General features: G+C 45.5%; 13 protein-coding genes and 1 tRNA gene. 11 read left to right on the top strand and 3 right to left on the bottom strand.

Annotated features, from left to right (window positions below):
• Positions 1-361 precede the first annotated feature (361 nt).
• From QUA42_RS00270 to QUA42_RS00285, 4 genes are all read left to right on the top strand, one after another.
• On the top strand, positions 362-1,462 hold the full coding sequence (locus tag QUA42_RS00270; RefSeq protein ID WP_333134080.1) for a saccharopine dehydrogenase NADP-binding domain-containing protein: 1,101 nt from the start codon (positions 362-364) through the stop codon (positions 1,460-1,462).
• Positions 1,463-1,849: 387 nt separating this feature from the next.
• Positions 1,850-2,200: a hypothetical protein gene (locus QUA42_RS00275; protein WP_333134082.1), complete on the top strand. Its 351-nt coding sequence runs from the start codon at positions 1,850-1,852 to the stop codon at positions 2,198-2,200.
• A gap of 287 nt (positions 2,201-2,487) precedes the next feature.
• Entirely contained in the window at positions 2,488-3,009 is a 522-nt protein-coding gene (locus tag QUA42_RS00280) for a hypothetical protein (RefSeq protein ID WP_333134084.1), read from the top strand.
• A 551-nt stretch (positions 3,010-3,560) separates the two neighbouring features.
• Entirely contained in the window at positions 3,561-4,895 is a 1,335-nt protein-coding gene (locus QUA42_RS00285) for a hypothetical protein (protein WP_333134086.1), read from the top strand.
• Between the two features lie 304 nt (positions 4,896-5,199).
• Here the strand turns inward: QUA42_RS00285 and QUA42_RS00290 are convergent, their stop codons facing one another.
• Positions 5,200-5,520 carry a hypothetical protein gene (locus QUA42_RS00290; RefSeq protein WP_333134088.1) on the bottom strand — a complete coding sequence of 107 codons (321 nt, stop codon included), beginning with the start codon at positions 5,518-5,520 and terminating at the stop codon, positions 5,200-5,202.
• A 112-nt stretch (positions 5,521-5,632) separates the two neighbouring features.
• Between QUA42_RS00290 and QUA42_RS00295 the strand changes: the two genes are divergently transcribed.
• The 7 genes from QUA42_RS00295 (at position 5,633) to QUA42_RS00325 (ending at position 14,910) form a co-directional block, all read left to right on the top strand.
• Positions 5,633-6,535: an ion channel gene (locus QUA42_RS00295; protein ID WP_333134090.1), complete on the top strand. Its 903-nt coding sequence runs from the start codon at positions 5,633-5,635 to the stop codon at positions 6,533-6,535.
• Between the two features lie 67 nt (positions 6,536-6,602).
• Positions 6,603-6,929 (top strand): DUF433 domain-containing protein, encoded by a 327-nt coding sequence (locus QUA42_RS00300; RefSeq protein WP_333134480.1) that lies wholly within the window; start codon positions 6,603-6,605, stop codon positions 6,927-6,929.
• Positions 6,930-6,932: 3 nt separating this feature from the next.
• Entirely contained in the window at positions 6,933-7,274 is a 342-nt protein-coding gene (locus QUA42_RS00305; protein WP_333134092.1) for a DUF5615 family PIN-like protein, read from the top strand.
• 80 nt (positions 7,275-7,354) lie between these two features.
• A complete protein-coding gene (locus QUA42_RS00310; RefSeq protein WP_333134094.1) occupies positions 7,355-8,530 on the top strand; it encodes an exonuclease SbcCD subunit D in 1,176 nt (391 codons plus the stop codon).
• A gap of 175 nt (positions 8,531-8,705) precedes the next feature.
• A complete protein-coding gene (locus QUA42_RS00315) occupies positions 8,706-11,747 on the top strand; it encodes an SMC family ATPase (protein ID WP_333134095.1) in 3,042 nt (1,013 codons plus the stop codon).
• 84 nt (positions 11,748-11,831) lie between these two features.
• Positions 11,832-13,004, top strand: a complete 1,173-nt coding sequence (locus tag QUA42_RS00320) for a pyridoxal phosphate-dependent aminotransferase (RefSeq protein ID WP_333134097.1) — start codon at positions 11,832-11,834, stop codon at positions 13,002-13,004.
• Positions 13,005-13,020: 16 nt separating this feature from the next.
• A complete protein-coding gene (locus tag QUA42_RS00325; protein WP_333134099.1) occupies positions 13,021-14,910 on the top strand; it encodes an aminopeptidase P family protein in 1,890 nt (629 codons plus the stop codon).
• A gap of 164 nt (positions 14,911-15,074) precedes the next feature.
• On the opposite strand, the gene QUA42_RS00330 is transcribed toward QUA42_RS00325, so the two are convergent.
• Both QUA42_RS00330 and QUA42_RS00335 read right to left on the bottom strand, forming a co-directional pair.
• Positions 15,075-15,147, bottom strand: a tRNA-Thr gene (locus QUA42_RS00330).
• A gap of 125 nt (positions 15,148-15,272) precedes the next feature.
• Positions 15,273-17,429, bottom strand: a complete 2,157-nt coding sequence (locus tag QUA42_RS00335; RefSeq protein WP_333134101.1) for a WD40 domain-containing protein — start codon at positions 17,427-17,429, stop codon at positions 15,273-15,275.
• Positions 17,430-17,749: the final 320 nt, after the last annotated feature.

The raw sequence follows: 17,749 nt of genomic DNA on the forward strand, positions 1-17,749 counted from the left end.
TGCGATCGCCCTCAATACCCTTTGTAAATCCTGTGCATCTTTCGCGCTTGGTGGCGACGGTTGGCGTTTCATCAAATCTGTTAAAATATTTTGTCATCATAGAGCATATTCCATCGAGAAAATTCTCAATATTAGAAGAACAAGTTAACACTGCAAGCATTTTTGAACTTAGTATTGCAGCCAAACCTCTAATTTAGCAAAACAGGCAAGTCGCTGGTAGAACTCGCTCCCCATCTGCGGATCAGGGCGATCGCCGCCGATCCCCCAGCATCTCGCATTCTTCTTAATTCATACTTTATGCGGATGAAAACGCTGGCCCCAAGTTGAGAAACTGAGAAGTGGCGTTACCCTTTTTTTAGCGATGGCAAACCGAGTTTTGATTGTCGGTGGGCGGGGACGAATTGGCAGCAGCGTTGCCCAAGACCTTGTTACCCATACCGACGCGGAAATTACTGTTACCGGACGCAACTCTGAAGCCTCTATTGGGCCGGGATTGCCGCCGGATAGGGTGCAGTATCAAACTTTAGATTTAGCAGACAGTGCAGCCCTGCACCAAGCGGTTTCATCCTCTAATCTTGTCGTTCACTGTGCCGGGCCTTTTCACTACCGAGACGCCAGTGTATTGAAAACTTGCATAGAAGCAGGTGTTAATTATACGGATGTCAGCGACAGCCGCAGTTTTACTCGCAGAGCTTTAGAATTGCGCGAAACTGCTAAAAATTCTGGGGTTACTGCTATTATTAATACGGGCATTTTCCCCGGTGTGTCTAATAGCATGGTACGGCGAGATGTGGAACAATTAGATGAAGCAGAACACATCCATTTGAGTTATGTAGTCGGAGGTTCTGGCGGTGCTGGTGTTACCGTCATGAGAACCACTTTTTTAGGCTTGCAAACTCCTTTTGAGGTTTGGGAAGATCGCAAGTGGCAACAAGTAAAACCCTACAGCGATCGCGAAACAATTGAATTTCCCGCGCCCTACGGTAAAACAGGGGTTTACTGGTTCGATATGCCGGAGGCAATCACTTTGCCCGAAACATTCGCCGTCAAATCAGTTGTGACTAAATTCGGCACGTCTCCCGACCTTTACAATCACCTTACCTGGTTTGTTGCCAAGTATTGGCCTGCTAGCTGGCTCAAAAATAACTCCGTGATTGAATTTCTCTCCTATGTCAGTTATGGGATGACCAGTGTTACTAATACTTTTAGTGGGGTTGGCGTGGCAGTGCGATCGCAAGTGACTGGTCTCAAAAACGGTCAACCCGCTAAAGTTTGCTCGACAGCGATACACCCCAATGCTGCCGTCGCTACTGGCATCGGTACTGGCAGCATCGCTCAATTAATGTTAGAAGGAAAACTGGAAAAACCCGGCGTTTGGTCGGTAGAACAAGCTCTTTCTACTGAGCTATTTGAACGAGCTATGCAGAACAGAAAACTAGACATAGAGCAGGTGGTTTTGTAGTTACTTAGGTTATTTATAGGACTTTAAAATGTTGGAAAATGGGATTTTTGCCCGAACTGCTAAAACGCGAAACACACGCCGAAAGAGAAGAGTCAGCGGCTTCGTAATTGATGGGAAAACCCCTAGATAGGGTTCCTCGCAGAAATTGCGATCGCCTCTCATAGGAGACGAGTTCCGCTTGTCTAACTAATCTATCTTTTGGTAGAAGTAATAGTAACAAGCAGGCGCTTAAGATATGGGACATCACGGGAAACATCCCTTTTGGCTCGCTCTAGATGCGGTAGCTGCGACAAAGATTGCGCTTGAACCAAGGTAGTCAATGTGCGATCGCAGTGAAGGGGCGACAAACACCATAATTTTTGCGGAAAAATACGAGGAGAAGTTGATATGAAGCGGGTTTTAAAAGCTCTCGGACAAACATTGATTCAAAGCATTTTGCTGGTCTGTACGCTGGCTTTGATTAGTCTGGTAGGTCTAGCGGTAGTACCCACTCAGGGTGCTTACGCAGGTCAAGACAGGACTGAGGCGCCGCCGGAAGCTAAAATTACTGACCCCGCAGAAAGATTCGAGGATCTCAATCCCCAAGCAGCTTACGAAGATATAGTCAAAACCTCTCAAAATCCTGCAAAGGTCGAGAAAGCTTATGACGAAAGCTTAAAGGAGTACAAGGGAGAACACCCGCAAGAAGGAATAGTTCAAAAAGCTGAAGATTTGATCGAAAAAGTCACGGGCAACTAATAAATCAAGAGATTTATATCTAACTCAAGTGGCTGGTAAATACACAGCTTCAGTGAGTAGACAATGAAGCTACTGTCAGAACTTACTTGAAGATAATTATCTAGGGTGCGCCTCGGCGCACCTTATCGCTTGAAAGTAGCGTGTAAAACTCGTTTGTGAGGTGAGAAGTATTTTATCTTTTCCCTCCTTTTAAAGCTAGCAGCTTCAGCCTTAAGGCAGATGAATAGATATGAATTTAAAAGGTAAATTTAATAATAGTTACATTTAGATAAAAGGAAAAAAATATCATGAGCGATGACAAAAAAACGGTACATGAACCTGATGCTAACCTAGACCCGATTTCCGGGGAAAAAGGGGCTCATCCAGTAGGAACGGGTCTTGGTGCGGCGAGTGCCGGTGCTGCGGGTGCTGCGATCGGGGGTGCCATCGGCGGGCCTGTAGGAGCAGTGGTAGGCGCTGTTGTGGGTTCGTTTAGCGGCGGTTTGGTGGGCAAAGGTGTGGCCGAGGCGATCGACCCCACGGTAGAAGATGCTTACTGGCAAAGCAACTACAGTTCGCGTCCTTACGTGGACACGAGCGCGACTTACGAAGACTATCAGCCTGCATACCGCACCGGTTATGAGGGATACAGCCGCTATGGCGCTACTGGTAAGAAATACCACGAGATTGAACCCGATTTGCAGCGCGACTACGAAACAAATCGCGGTAAGTCTAATGTGAGTTGGGAAAAAGCTAAGCACGCCACGCGGGACGCTTGGGATCGGGTGGAACGCGCTGTTCCTGGTGACATTGACAAAGACGGTCGCTAAGGGCTTACGCCAAGTATTTCTCAGTCTTGGAGACACACAAACTCAAGCGTTCCGGTTATTTTTAGCCGGGTACCGGAATGGAGAGAAGTGTTTGATCAAAAAAACCCCGGCTGCTGCGTTCTCGACTGTTGTTGATAGATGGCACAGTTTTTAACGCGAGTTTAGCGAAGTTTTTGGGGATTTTCAGCCCCTCTCTACATCGGAGAGGGTATTTTTATGATCCCTTGAAATCGCATTTTTCAGCACGATTTTTATTTCACAGGACTGTTCGCTGTGATAACTCGCTAGAGACGTAGAGGCTTGGCTGTGCGGGACGATCGCACTCCTAAAAAATGCTTTTTACAAAATCGGGATGCTTCCGTTTGAGATTAACATTTTTTTTTAACTATTAGCCTTAAAATTAAACTAATTCAGGACTGAGCCATCGATCGCATATTTTTGTCATTGTTCGCGATGCGCTTTCTTCAATCGCAGCCGGATCGTAAAGGGTCGGTAGCTTCAAGTCCGATAATTGTTAATCTAAATCCTCTCATTCAAAATTGGTATTACTTGTGGATGAAATCTTGGAAAGAGCTTGGACACTCAAGCAAAATTTAATTGACTTTGTGCTGGATGCTGAGGGAGAGTTGGCGGTAGCTTTGGAAGCTTATGCTGCAGCTCGATCGACCGGCGAGCGCTACGATATTGCTCAGCAAAATCAAGTGATTGACAGTTTTACCATCGAAGGTAAAGTCGGAGAGAAAACGCCGATCGACCTATTTGTCGAAAGTCAGCCGGATTTAACCGAGAGCGATCGTAGCTTGCTCGAAAGTTGGGAGAACAGAAGCTTCACTGGCTTATTTGAAATCACTCAACTTTCTCCCGACAGGTTTGAACTGATGAACTGGCTGACAGCTAAGCACTACGTTGTCAAGCCCAACAGTCCTAATTTTCTTGCAGAAATGTCTCGCTTTAAGTTAGGAGAAATCTTGCTGGCTCGGATTGCTCCCCTCACCGATGACTGGTGGATACTTTCGAGCTCTCCCATCCTGAAGGGGAAATTGGGTAAGCCGAAGTTGGCGGTGGCGATCGGCAATTTCAAGCAAAATCACAACAAGAACCTGTACAGCGATGCCCCGGAATTGTTAGAGCAAGCTTGGCAGTCGGTAGAAAAGTACCATGAAGATTTTACCGAATTTTTTGGTAGTGATGAATTAACGCTATCGGGGTATCACCTGAATAAACAGTTGGCTGAATTTCAGGAATTCATCACTAAAAAACGCCTAGCGGATATCGGCATTGATGAACATAAATCTCTGGCGGAGATCGTTGAAGATGCCGGAGTCGATCGAGAAGAAGTCAAAGCAGCAGCAATCGCGGCTGCAGGTGCCGATACTAACGCAGTTGAGGTAATGCTCGACAGCAATGCTAGTTCAAAAATGGTAATGCCGAAAGTCGAATTGCCCGATCGCTTCAAAAAAGCCGAACAGGTGACAGCACTTTCTCATCCTCGCTGGGGACAAACCTTTTTGTCTACTTACGCTCAATTTACTGTACTGCTAGCAGCCGAAGACTTTTCAACCGTTCCTGGTTACGAAAAGCTGGTGCGTAACTATCTAGAAGATCCTGCAATTAATGTCTGGATTTGGCAACACTTAGCTAAAGTTAATCCAGCGAAATTAGAACAAATTTTGCGAACTGTATTGGAACGTACAGACTTTCAGCTCGATCGCGATTTAGATGCCTTGCTGCAAGAGTTTAAAAAACCCTTAGAACCCGAACTCCCCGAAATTGCAAGCGTTCCCCTGCACCTGCACAACTTATTTCAGGAAGCTTTAGGCGAAGTTAATAAGTCAAAGTCTAAACCGCAGGAGAAAAAGAAAAGCTCTAAAGGCTTTAAATCCTAACTAGCTAAGTTCGTGGCATACTGCTATGCCCTAATGCGCCGGCTTCGCCAACGGATACTCGATGAGATGGCCGCAGCCCAGGGACAGCAGAAACAGAGTGGCAATTTCAAGTATGAGTGCGATCGACCCTAGCCATTTTGGGCGCGTTAGTCTGCATCCCTCAGATAATAAACCATTAAACAAGCTCACAGCTAGCTGTGAGCTTATGGCCCGGTAATATAACTCAAATAGCTTTGCAGTCAGGACTTTAGTTTTTCTTCACCGCGATCGAAAGAACTGAAGTCCCCACTACAAACACTTTTTTTTAATCTTCAACTCGTCGGACAGCCATGCGTTGCAGCGGCAGGCTGAGTATGCTAGAAGCAGTCAACAAGTAAGAAAGAACCGTAGTCAGCTTCAAACTGAGCAATAACCAGCTATCCTCTGGTAGGTGAAGTTTCAGCCCGAAAAAAGAGATGCAGTACACTATCCAGTAAGTAAAGCTCATCTTGATTAGGATTTCTTCGCTCAAAGTGCGATCGTCCGTTGGCTGCGAGTTGCGATTATCACACAGCAGGACTAGACCCGCAATAGAAGCCACAAAAGAAACCATAACGAGATAGTCATGCCAGTTAAGCTCAACCATTTCTAAACTCCGCTTTTATCCGAATTTTTGGAATCAGACATCAGTCTAAAGGATAAGTTTTCCCGGTCAAAGCAATAGTTACAAATTGAAACAGCCGCAGTTACAAATCGCAATGAAAATCAACCGCAACCACCAGCCACAGGCTCGTTTAGTCAGTCGCAAAGGACAATTCCCCTTAAATATTGTCAAGTTGGGAGTACCTCGCCTGCATTTTGCCGACCTCTACCACAGGCTGCTGACTCTTTCTTGGCCGCGATTTTTCATCCTGATTTGTCTCTCCTATACAGTCACGAATTCTTTATTTGCCTTAGCTTACTTGGCTGGAGGAGATTGCATTGCTAACGCGCGGCCGGGTTCTTTCCCAGATGCCTTTTATTTCAGCGTGCAAACAATGGCGACGATCGGCTACGGCTCTATGTATCCGCGCACGGATTACGCTAATACTATAGTCGCGATCCAAGCGCTTTTCGGTTTGTGGGGAGTGGCGATGGTGACGGGACTGGCTTTTTCGAGATTTTCCAGACCAACAGCTAGAGTTATCTTCAGCCGGGTAGCTGTGATCGCTCCTTTCAACGGCGTTCCGACTCTGATGTACCGCACTGCAAATCAGCGTTTTAACCAAATTTTAGAAGCGCAGCAGCGAGCTACTTTGATCCGCAACGAGGTAACAGCGGAAGGAGAATTTATGCGGCGTTTTTACGATTTGCAATTAATGCGAAGTCACTCTCCGGTTTTTGCCTTAACTTGGACGGTTATGCACGCAATTGAGGAGAGCAGTCCTTTGTACCAACTTACTGCCGAAGACTTGATGGAACAGCAAGCGGAAATTGTAATTACTTTAACAGGAATTGACGAAACAGTTTCGCAAACTATTCATGCGCGACATTCTTTTGTAGCATCTGAAATTATGTGGAATATGCGGTTTGTAGATATTCTTTTGAAATCGGCGACGGGAGGGCGGGTGGTTGATTATACTCGGTTTCACGATGTGAAGCCTGTGGAAGAGAAGTTGTGAGTATAATAGTGCTAGAATACCTCTAGGACGACAAAAAGTGACATTTATGACTTCAGTTACTACGAAGATGACACTCAAAGAATTGCAACCGCAACTCTTGGCTTTAACTCCCGAAGAAAAGGCTCAAGCTATACAATTCCTAGCCCAAAGTTTAAGCAACTTTTGGCCGGGAATTCAAAAGACTCCCGGTGTCATGGGCGGAGAAGCCTGTATCCGAACAACTCGGATTCCTGTTTGGCTTTTGGTAAGTTATCGCCGTCAAAGTGCCACCGATGCTCATATTTTAGAAGGTCATCCCGATCTGAGTGCCGCAGATTTGGTGAATGCTTTTAGTTATGCTGAGGCATATCCTGATGAGATTGAAAGAGCAATTCGAGAACAGGAAGAGGCATAAACTGTGGCGCGTCTTTATGCAGATGAACAATACCCGTTTCCTGTTGTAAAATTACTGCGTAATTTGGGCCATGATGTCCTGACCGTTCAAGAAGCGGGGAAGGCTAACCAAAAGATTCCGGATGAAGAAGTTCTAGATTTTGCTATTAGCAATAATCGTGCAGTATTGACATTAAATAGACCTGATTTTATTCGACTGCATAGGTTTAACTCTGACCATACGGGCATAATTGTCTGCACAAACGACCCAAACTGGGAACGGCTGGCTGTAAGCATTAATGAAGCTATTTCTAATCTAGAAACACTGAGAAGTCTACTGATTCGAGTTAATCGGCCGTCGGAGTGAGTATAACAGCCGCAGAAGGAATCAATTCGTATAGCAGCTATCGCACAAAGTATTAAAATAAACAAAAAACTCCTCGTACTATGCGAATAATTCATACTGCTGACTGGCATTTAGGGCGACGTTTTCGAGGAATCGATCGCACTTTTGAAATTGCGATCGCCCTGGAACAGATTTTGAAGCAAGCAAAAGCCTTGGATGTCGATGCTGTGCTCGTCGCTGGCGACATTTTCGACGTGCCCAACCCTCCCGCTTACGCCGAACGCATTGCTTATAACTTTTTCTGCGAACTCCAAGCAGCAGGAATTCCCGCAATTGCGATCGCCGGTAATCACGATTCGGCATCCCGCATCGACAGCATCGCGCAATTGCTTTCCCTCGCCGGTGTTCGCGCTTTAGGCAAACCCAGGCTTTCCGCCGACGGCGGCACAATTACTCTTAATACAAAAAGCGGTAAACTTTGTGTGGGAGCGATGCCTTTTGCTTCCGAACAAAGACTATTAGATGCTAATTCTCTCTGGCAGTCTGGCGATGCCCAACGCCGAAAAGATTACCGCGAAATTGTAGCATATTTACTCGAAGATTTAACCAGGGATTTTAGAGACAATACTGTCAATATTCTCATGGGACACATGAGTATTGACGGCGCTCGCTTGGCAAAATCTGAAGCCGCTTATTACACGCGAGAAAAATACCTCCTGTCATCGCAAACTCTGCCGCCGGAAGCTCAGTATGTTGCCCTCGGACATATCCACATTCACCAGCGGATTTCTGAGACTTCTCTCGCTTATTATTCCGGTTCTTTGATTCAGTTAGATTTTGGAGAAGCGGAACAGGAAAAAGGATTTTGCTTGATAGAAGTTGAGCCGGGAGGTGAGGCAAAGGTGGAATTTAAGCCTGTGGCTTGCCACAAGCCGTTAAAAGTGCTTAAATGTCATAACGACAATCTCGATGAAACTTTAGAAGCTCATCAGTATCATCCTGGTTTCTTGAAAGTAATTGTCGAACTGGACAGTCCGCAAATCGGGCTTGCCGATCGAGTGCGCCAAATTTGTTCTCAAGCGCTGTTAATTGAACCGCGCTATCCAGAGGCAGCGGTAGAAGCAACCGAAATAACTAATATCGATCCCAATAATTTCGATCCGGCAGCCGAGTTTTGCAACTATTATCAAAACCGATTGGGAACGACACCGAAACCGGCAGTATTGGAGGAATTTCACAACTTGTACAAGAAGTTTAAGGAAACAGTTAACAATTAAATACTCTTGTCCTTCCCCCTTATTTTAACTTCCAGGCTCCGTCTGGGAACCAATATCCAGAGGCTCTGCCTCGCCCTTAAATAGGAAAATTGGAGCCAGAGCCTCTCAATATGCCTTACCAGGCAGAGCTTGGTAAAGATTAATAGAAATCCACCATCTAAAATCTAAAATCAGTATGCGTCCACTAGAACTTATTCTCGAAGGATTTACCAGCTTCCACCGGGAACAGCGTTTAGATTTTTCTCAACTCGATTTGTTTGCCATTACTGGTGCTACAGGTGCGGGCAAATCTTCACTCCTAGATGCCATGACTTACGCTCTTTTTGGCACTACTACTCGCAGCGGCAAACAAGTCAGTGATTTGGCGAGTCAAGGCAGCGAAAATTTAAAAGTGCAGTTGCGTTTTGCTGTGGGTTCGGCACAGTATCGGGTGACGCGAAGGTGGCGTTTCCGTCCGAAATCTCCCGAAAATAAGGTAATTTTGGACAACTGGCAAAATGGTCAATGGGAAACTTTGGGGACGAGTATCGTTGCTGTTCAAAATACCATTGAACAGATTTTAGGAATGGATTTTGATACTTTTACGCGAGCAATTGTTCTGCCTCAAGGCAAGTTTGATGAGTTTATTAAAGGGGATACTTCAAAACGCCGGGAAATTTTGCGGCAGCTAGCGGGATTTGAGATTTTTGAGCAGATGCGGAAGGAAACAAATGAGCTTGCAAAGTTGCTGAAACAGGAACGGGAAATGGTGGAAAGGCAGCTAGCTGAGCTGAGTGCGCCGACGGCGGATGAGGTGGAGCAAAGACGATCGCAACTTTTGATTTTAGAGCAGCAGTTGCCCCAGTTCGATCGCGCTGTGATGAAAGCTCAGAAGGCTCTAGATGAAGAGGAACAGCTATTTTCGCAAATCGCTCGCTGGCAAGAGTTACAACAAGAACTGACCCAATTAAATGCTAATTCTGCTGAGGTTGCAATTTTAGCACAGCGTTTAGAGAGAGCGCAAGCTGCCAATCATTTACAGGGAGATTGGGCTTTAGTGCGATCGGCTCGCAGTCAGTATGAAACTGCCGAAAGTGCCTCGGTGGCAGCGCGAAAGCAGTTAATTAAAGCTCGCTCTGAGCTGGCAGTAGAGCAGCAGCAACTTGACGCGGCAAAAGCGAAAGAAGAGGTACTAGCGCCACAAATTAAGGCTCGGGAAGATGCTCTCGCTGCTGCGAAAGTATATGAAGAACAGCGCGCTCAATTAGAAAAAGAAGTGGCGCTTGCCCAAAAAATTCAACAGGAAAAACTCCGCTTTTTTATGGCAGCAGATAAAGACCTGCAAGCTGCTAACACTAAAATTCAAGGCGCGGGTTTTCGAGTTACTCAAGCAGCGGCACAGCTCGAACAGTATGCGCCGGGAGGAAAGCGTTTAGAGCAATTGCAGCAAATTTCACCTTTATTGATGGAATTGCAGCTAATTACCAAGCAGCAAAAGACTCAGCAAGAACAGTTGGATAAATCTCTGGCAGAGAAGGAAAGCGCTCAAAAAAATTATGTGGAGGTTGCCACTAATTTAGAAGCAGCCGAAATCCGAGTAAAAGAGTGCGATCGCGAGTTAGAAGCGGCCCAAACCGCTAATGCGGAAGCGGCACGTTTAGAGAGTGTTGCTGCTGTCAGAATGTCGCTGAATTCTGGCGATACTTGCCCGGTGTGTGGGGGGGTGCATCCTGAGAGTGATCGGCTCCCTCCTTTGCCGAATTCTAATATTGTCGATGTCGCTGGTTTGCGGCAGAAATTGGCGGCAGCAAATCAGGTTTTTCAAGCTGCTCAAAGGTTGGAGGCTGAGGCAAAAAGTGCAGTTTCAGCCAGCCTGCAAAAAGAGTCTGAAATTGCTCAAATGTTGGAATTAACTGCGAATAAAGTTGCTCAATTGCAGCAGCAAATCACTCAAGTGCTGGAAAATCCTCACTGGGAAAGCTTGGGGTTGCAGCAGGAGTTGGCACTCCTTAAAGAGAGCGATCGCCAATACCGCCAAGCCGAACAGCAGTTCCAACTCGCATCATTGGAATATGATAATTTTCAACAAAAATTTAATTTTGCTCTGGCAACTCAAGCAGCTAAACAGCAGGAATATCAAGATGCGATCGCCGAATCAGACCGCCGCCAGCAGCAGTTGCAAAGTTGTGTCAATGCGCTTTATCAAATTACCGAATATCAACCTTATGCTAATTTAGCAAAAGTCTTAGAACAAGACAAGCAAGACTTGGCAAATCTGCTGAAAGTTGCCGAAAAATCATATCAAACTGCTCAAAATAAGGTTATTCAAGCCGCAGAGAGAGAGCAACAAGCTGGAGAAGCTTTTGGACAAGCCCAGGCTCATAAACAGCATATCAACCTGGAATGGTCAGCCAAATTAATGGCGGCTGATTTCACAGAAGAGACATTTTTAGCAGCGGTTGCGACAGTTAAGGAACAATCAGAATGGGAAAATGCTATTCGCTCTCACCGCGAATCAAAAATTCAGTTAGAGACGCGGGCGAAAGATTTGAGCGAGGCGATCGCAGGCAGAACTACCGATGAGGATACTTTAGCACAAGTGCGATCGGCAAAACATACCGCCCAAGAAAACCTCAAACAAGCCAACAACAACCGCGCCGAACTTTTAGCTTGGATTCAAGTAGCAGCTCAAAATCTCGAACAAGCCGAAAGACTTTCACAGCAAATCACAAATTTTACTGAACAAGAGCAAACTTATCACACCTTAGCGCAGAACCTCAAATCCAACGAATTTCAATCCTACATTTTAGAACATTTAGAAGCAGAATTAGTCGGCAGCGCCACCTTAATTTTGCAAGAATTAACCGAAAATCGCTACAAACTAAGAAACCAAGACGGCGAATACTGGGTAGCAGATAATTGGAACGGTGGCGAAGCTAGACGAGTGCGCACTCTTTCCGGCGGCGAAACCTTTGCCACTTCCTTATCAATGGCTTTAGCTTTGTCCGAAAAGCTGTCTCAAGGAGCTCACTTGGGCAGCTTATTTCTAGATGAAGGATTTGGTACTTTAGATACCGAAACTCTCGAAAGCGTTACTCAAATTTTAGAATCTTTGCGGCAGCGAGAAAGGCTGATTGGAGTGATTACCCACGTTCGAGAATTGGGCGAAAGATTGCCCGCACAAGTTAAAGTTTCTAAATCCCCCCAAGGTTCTAAAATAGAAGTACATAGATCGTGAAGTAAGAGGCGCGTGCGTGAAATAGTAAACTTGCTTAAGGACGTAAATCATCACTAAACCTGCCCCTACAATTCCCTATAATATATGATGAAAAATTACCCGAATCGAATGCAATCGGTACAGTCGCCAATAATTCCAGTAGTTGGCGAACTAATCCGCCAAAATCCGGGAACCATATCTTTAGGACAAGGCGTAGTTTACTACAATCCGCCACAAGAATCATTTGACCGAATTCCCGAATTCTTCGCAAATACCGACAATCACAAATACAAAGCCGTGGAAGGAATTCCACAATTACAAGATGCTATCGCAGCCAAACTTAAAACAGATAATGACATAGAAATTAACAGCAAAAACTGTATTGTCGTTACCGCCGGCAGCAATATGGGATTTACCAACGCCATTCTCGCTATCACTTCGGCGGGAGACGAAGTTATTATCCAATCCCCTTATTACTTCAACCACGAAATGGCGGCAATTATGGCCAATTGCCGACCTGTGATAGTAGAAACTGACGCCAATTATCAACTTAATATTGATGCTATAAAAAAAGCAATTACGGACAAAACGCGAGCCATAGTTACCATTTCCCCAAATAATCCCACTGGTGTTGTGTATCCTTCCGAATCCCTCCGGGAAGTGAACGAAATTTGTCGCCAGCACAACATCTATCACATCAGTGATGAAGCTTACGAATATTTTACTTATAACGGTGTCAAACACTGTTCGCCCGCCGCTTTTCCCAACAGCAGCGAACATACAATTTCTCTGTTTAGCCTCTCCAAAGCCTACGGTTTTGCGAGTTGGCGGATCGGGTATATGGTAATCCCAGAACACTTGCTCGTTTCAGTGAGAAAAATTCAAGATACAATCTTAATTTGTCCGCCGGTAATTTCTCAGTATGCAGCCCTAGGAGCTTTGCAAGTTGGTAGAAGTTACTGCGATAATTATGTAAGGGCGATCGCATCTGTGCGACAACTCGTATTAGACGAACTCAATACCATCCAAAATTTGTGTACAATTTCCCCAGCCTGCGGAGCATTTTACTTTTTCTTGAAAGTTGATACTGAAATCGATACAATGGAATTAGTAGAAAAATTAATTCGCGAATATCACGTAGCAGTGCTTCCCGGTACAACCTTCGGCATGGATAACGGCTGCTATTTGCGCGTTGCTTACGGTGCTTTGGAAAAAGCAACCGCCACCGCAGGTATTAGGAGATTGGTTAAAGGTTTGAAGACAATTTTAAACAAGTAAAATAGGAAGATTCAACATGGTTGCCACTAATTTAAAAGCAAATACAAATATCCAAGATACCTCCGCTGCAAGACTGGCAGACTTGCGCGATTTGATGGCAGATTATGAATTAGATTGCTATTACATCCCAGCGGTTGACGAACACTTAAATTTATCAGTTCCAGCAGCCAAGCAGCGGCGAGCTTGGATGTGCGGTTTTACGGGTTCCGCTGGCGATTTGTTGGTTGGTAAAGATGCCGCTTGGTTGTTTGTGGATTCCCGCTATTACGAACAAGCCGAATTGCAAGTCGATACTGGAATTATTCAAATATCGAAACTCGGCTTAGAAGGAAATTTAACCTTAATTGAAACTTTAGAAAAACTCGCGGTAGAATCGGTCGAAAAATCAACTAAAATTCGCCTGGGTTTTGACCCGTTTACAGTAGCGACAGAGCAATATCAAAATTGGGTGAAAAAATTCGCAACTGCGGAGATTGATCTCATACCAATCCGGGAGAATTTGACAGACAAAGTGCGATCGCAAACTCCTTGGCAAACAGCAGAGACTTTACCCGCGATTGATGCAGCACCTATATTTAGCTTACCTGCATTCCTGACCGGAGAAACCGCCGCCGAAAAATTAGCCAGAGTCAGGGAAGCGATGCACAAAGCCAACATTGATGTGCTTCCGATTACCAACCTGAATCAAATAGCGTGGCTGTTCAATCTCCGAGGATCTGATATTCCCCACATTCCCATTTTCATATCCTATGCCATTGTCACCACAGATTCAGCGTTTTTGTTTACAAATACCGAACGAATTTCGCTAGAAATAAAGCAAGAATTGCGGGCGGATGTAACTTTGCTTCCCTACGCAGACTATCCGCATACATTAGAAACTTGCGTAAATTTGCCACATAAAGTTCGGGTACTTTTAGACCCAAAACACAGCACAGCAGGTACGTACCAGTTAATATTAAACCATCAAGAAGCGCAGTTTTACAACATCGAAATAGTTTTTGAGGCGCATCCGGTAGAAGGGATGAAAGCTCGCAAAAATTCCGTAGAAATTGAGCAGATGAAATCAGCCAACTTCAAAGCAAGTCGAGCGAAAACTTTGACTTTGCAGTGGTTGACAGAACAGCTAGAAAATGGTAAGGTTTTGACAGAGTTTGATGTCAAAGAAAGCATCGAAAGATTTTACCAGGAAGAAACAGATTTTCAGACTTTAACTTTTAGAACGATCGCCGGTGCGGGAGCCAATAGCTCGATCGTACATTACGGAACCCCCAGCCCAGAAGTCACCTTAAAACCCGGAGAATTGCTGCTGCTTGACTCAGGCGCGCAATATTTAGCAGGTACAACCGACGATACGAGAACCATAAGTATCGGAGAACCGACGGCGCTACAAATAGAACACTACACAACAGTTTTAATCGCGCACATCAACTGTGCAATGCAGCAATTTCCCAAAGGAACAACGGGAGCGCAATTAGATGCGATCGCCCGTGCGGTATTATGGCAAGAACAGCTAGACTACGGACATGGCACCGGGCACGGAGTCGGCGCGTTTTTAGCCGGTCACGAAGGGCCAAACGGCATCAGCAAATCTGTGCAGTATCCCCTGGAAGCCGGAATGGTAACGAGTATTGAACCGGGATATTACGAACCGGGGTGGGGCGGAATTCGCATCGAAAATCTCTATGTTGTCAGGGAAATGCCCTCAAAAAACGGTACAGTTTGGTACGGATTTGAATCGCTGACGTATATTCCCTTTGAGCGCAAATTGATAAATGTCTATCGACTGTCAAAGACTCAACTCGCATGGTTGAATAATTATCACGCTTCGGTAGTCGAGAAACTGGAACCCGTACTTGATGCAGCAACAATTGAATGGTTGAAAACAGCCTGCGCTGCGTTAGGTTAAGCCTTGTAATTTGTCGCACATTTAACTTGTGCAGCTATTTTTATTAAAACTTTTGTGGGGTGGGCACGCGAACCCGCCCCAAAGGTACAAAATAGCACATATCAGATAGGGACACGGCAGTGCCATGTCCCTACTGTATTTAATCCGATTGAAAACTGCTATAAAGCTGGTGACAGGATTTGAACCTGCGACAGGCTGATTACAAATCAGCTACTCTACCAACTGAGTTACACCAGCAGTGAAACTTAATATAGCAAACTTATAGTCATTAGCGCAACCCCCCCAGCCATTTTTTTTTCAAATTCGCCCAAAACCCGTCCCCGTAAGGGCAAAACCGAAATTGTCTGCCCACTGCCAATTAACTAATCGCACCGCCAAATCTTAATCGTCTGATCCGCACTGCCGCTGGCAAGCAAATTGCCCGAAGGCGCGATCGCCACCGAGTACACCGTACCCGAATGTCCCTTAAGACTTGTCAACAACTCCCCCGTCTGCAAATTCCAAATATTAATCGTATTATCATCCCACCCGCTAGCCAAAGTCAAACCGTCCCGACTGATAGCAACCGACTCGCCCCGACTCACATAATTCTGCAAAATATGCACCGCCTCATTCGTTCCTAAATTCGTTACACCCTTTCCCCTTCCAGAATTAGTATTTAAAATCCGCAACAAACTGCCCGTATGCAAATTCCGCAGCTTAATCGTATAATCATTGCTGACGCTAGCAAGAATCTGACCGTCCGGCGCGATCGCCACAGAATTCACCCCAACATTCAACCCCGAAAGAGTCCGCAGCAACTTACCGCTTCCCACATCCCAAACCTTGCTCGTTGCATCCGAACTGCCACTCGCCAATATTTTACCGTCCGGGCTAAAAACCACCGAATTCACATTGTCAGAATGACCCCTCAAAGTCCGCAGCAACTCACCACTCCGCAAATTCCACAGCTTAATTGTATTATCAGCCCCGCCGCAGCTAGCAATTACCAGGCGCTTCGGGTTAATCGCCACCGAATTCACCTCCATAGAATGTCCCGGAAAAGTACACAGCAAATCACCGGTGTGCAAATTCCAAAACTTAATGGTTTCGTCCGAACTGCCACTGACCAACATTTTTCCGTCATAGCTAATAGCAACCGAATTTACGCGATCGGAATGTCCCGTCAGAGTGCCAATTAATTCCGCTGTTTCTAAATTCCAAATCTTAATAGTTTTATCCCAACTACCGCTAGCCAGAATTTTGCCATCAGGGCTAATCGCCAGAGAATTCACAAACGATGAATGTCCCGGCAGCGTACACACACACCGCCATTTCTGATGTGTTAATTTGTGAGCTAATTCCTTTGCCCGTTTAGATGCCGCCTCCACTTCCTGTCTGCGTTTGAGTTCAGCCTCCTCCAAACGCTGGCGTTCCGCCCTAGCTTTCGCCTCTCGCAGCGCCAGCCGCCGCATCTCTCCCTTATAGACTATTCGCTGCTGCTCCTGAATTTCTTTAAGAGTTTCAATATACGGTTTTGCCCAATCTTTAGAAAACCATTCCTGAGCAAATTCCGCCTCTAATTTAAATAACTGAGGCTCGTGAGTAAAGTCGATATTTAAATAATACAAATCAGCTAAAAAAGCCGCCAATAACTTGTGAATAGTCACAATTATTTGCCGAATAATCCGCAGGCTCAGTTTTTCATCTTTACCCTGCGCCTCCAACTGGTGATAAACCTCTTCCCAATTCCAAGGCTGCATCGCCACTAGAGAAACGCTCTGATTTATAATTCCCCAAAAACCGACATGAAAATTAACTTCATAATCGCTGATATCGCTGTACAGTATAGCTGTAGGTACGGGAGACAAAACACTCTGCAACCGCTCCACATCAATATCAGAAATGGCTTTTTTGAAATAGTCTCCGTAAAACTGAACCGGACACACCTCTCCGTGCTGCGGGTAGTGCTGGTTCAAAAAAGCTCTTAACTTAGCCGGCAGCTCGATATTCAGATTGTGGCGAAACGAATCAGGGCAATCTTCGCTAATTTTTGCGGGAGCAACTAACAGCAGCAATCGGTGCTGCTGCTGCTGCAAAATCTGTTCAGTTTCCTGCCTGCTCAAATTAGAAAACCAGTTGTCCCTGTCCCAAATAGTTTGAATTTCACTCAGCTTAACTCGAATTGCTTCTGATTGAAACTCTCGCATTAAGTCGCGGCAAAGCCGACTAATTGCCCGCTTATCTCTCAATTCTTGTGCCTTAATTCGATTAGCGCGTTCTTCCTTTACCCTTTCTTCTGCATCGGCGAGTGCGATTAATTCTTGTTCTCTGGCTTGCTGCCGCTGCAAATATCTCATTTGTGCTTTAATCCAGCGGGGGTCTTTTTTGATTTGCTGCTTCAAAGCTGAAGAACCAGACGGCTCAATTTCTGCATAGCGTTCGTTGACAGCGCTTGCTCCCAATCTTTCTCCCAATTCAGAGGCTACAGGCTTCAACAATTCAATTAGGGTGTCTGAGACTGGGCGGGGTAAGGACATACCAGTTAAAACTTTTTCTTAGTTAAGGACGATCGCGCGAGTCAGGCATATCTCGCTGGGGCGGGGACTCTTGGCAGGGCTATTAGATTTGGGCGATCGGCCGATGGTATATGTAAGGCGTCTCCTGCAGGCGTATCGTGCAGCCGCGCCAGCTTAGCACATTAACTCAATAATAATATTTATTTATACACTTTACATTTTACCCCGAATCTGAATCGAAAACACGGACGGAAAAGACTTCAGGATATGCGATCGACCCTGAGTTCCCCCAGTTTATTTTTTTTGTTGCCTTTTGACTCGCTCTTGTCTATAATCGTACT

The sequence above is a fragment of the Microcoleus sp. Pol11C2 genome (assembly GCF_036701505.1).
GTDB lineage: Bacteria > Cyanobacteriota > Cyanobacteriia > Cyanobacteriales > Microcoleaceae > Microcoleus.